The organism is Candidatus Obscuribacterales bacterium, assembly GCA_036703605.1.
In the GTDB taxonomy this organism is placed as follows: Bacteria; Cyanobacteriota; Cyanobacteriia; order RECH01; family RECH01; genus RECH01.
This window is the reverse complement of sequence record DATNRH010000865.1, coordinates 1-1,148: the sequence shown is the minus strand read 5'-3', so window position 1 is coordinate 1,148 and position 1,148 is coordinate 1. Positions and strand designations below refer to the sequence as shown.

The following is a 1,148-nucleotide window of genomic DNA, read 5'->3' as shown; positions in this document are numbered from 1 at the left end:
GCGTGAGCCACCCCTATGACCATCAGGAGTCGTTGTGAATAGTCAACCTCAAACAACACCACAGGCTGAGTCTTGTCCAAACCTGTGGTGTTATCCATCTCTCTGGGATACTCGATCACCGGAGAGCGATCGCCCCCAGATGGACACCAACGCCAGATGGTCGCGAACTAGAAGGCTGCTCAGGATTGATCGCTATCCCAACCAATGACCGGTATCTCAACTGATAAGGTTAGGGCAACCGCGACACCGAGGTCGCCGCTTTCAACGCATCAGCCAGGCTACGAACGACGGCAATCATCGCTACGTCACTATTGAGTTGATTGACCGCAGAGCCAACCCCAATCCCCGACGCACCGGCAGCGATCGCCATGGGAGCCGTGACATTGGATAGACCCGACGCACACATCACCGGCACCGACACCGCCCGAGAAATTTCATAGGCCGCCGCTAGGGTAGGAGCAGCTTTTTCAATCAAGCCCAACGTTCCAGGGTGGCTAGGTTGGCTGCTGGTACCGCCTTCGGTTTGAATGATATCCGCTCCAGCTTGCACCAAGTCTTCAGCAAGCTGTACCTGATGATCGAGGGTGAGCATATGAGGCACCGTCACCGACAGGGTCACCGTGGGCAAGAGCGATCGCGTTTGCCGCGTGAGTTCCAAGACTTCCGCTGCTTCAAACCGTCGTCCTTGGGCATAGAAGGCATCGAAGTTACCAATTTCGACCATATCAGCCCCAGCCGCAACGGCCTGTGCCAAGATCTCTGCATCCACTGCAGACACACAAATAGGTAGAGCTGTGGTTTGCTTCGCCAACTGGATCAAAGCTGGATCGGCAGCAATGTCTACAAAATCAGCCCCGCCTTGGTCGGCAGCGCGCACAACGGCCTGCACCCGTAATGCATCGAAGTTCATCAATCCGCTGATAATCTTGAGCGCACGGCGATCGCTAAACGCAGCTTGCAGCCTAGGATGAATACTCATGGTTGTCTCGACTTACGAAAAATAGCATGGTCTATTGTCCCACCCCTAGCGGTGATTCATCAAACCTAGGCGCTAATTCCTCATGCCAACATAAGTTTGATGACGTTAGGGCTCCAGCAATCCTTCTGGTTAGACACAGCGAAGCCCGTGAACAGGCTGAGTCTATCAA

1 protein-coding gene is annotated in these 1,148 nt (G+C 54.4%); it reads right to left on the bottom strand.

The window, feature by feature from the left end; genetic code table 11:
- Nucleotides 1–229: 229 nt before the first annotated feature.
- Nucleotides 230–979, bottom strand: a complete 750-nt coding sequence (locus V6D20_17865; protein HEY9817650.1) for a DUF561 domain-containing protein — start codon at nt 977–979, stop codon at nt 230–232.
- Nucleotides 980–1,148: the final 169 nt, after the last annotated feature.

Coding starts and splice junctions, on each gene's coding strand:
- V6D20_17865 (HEY9817650.1), bottom strand. CDS start 979: ATGAGTATTCATCCTAGGCTGCAAGCTGCGTTTAGCGATCGCCGTGCG.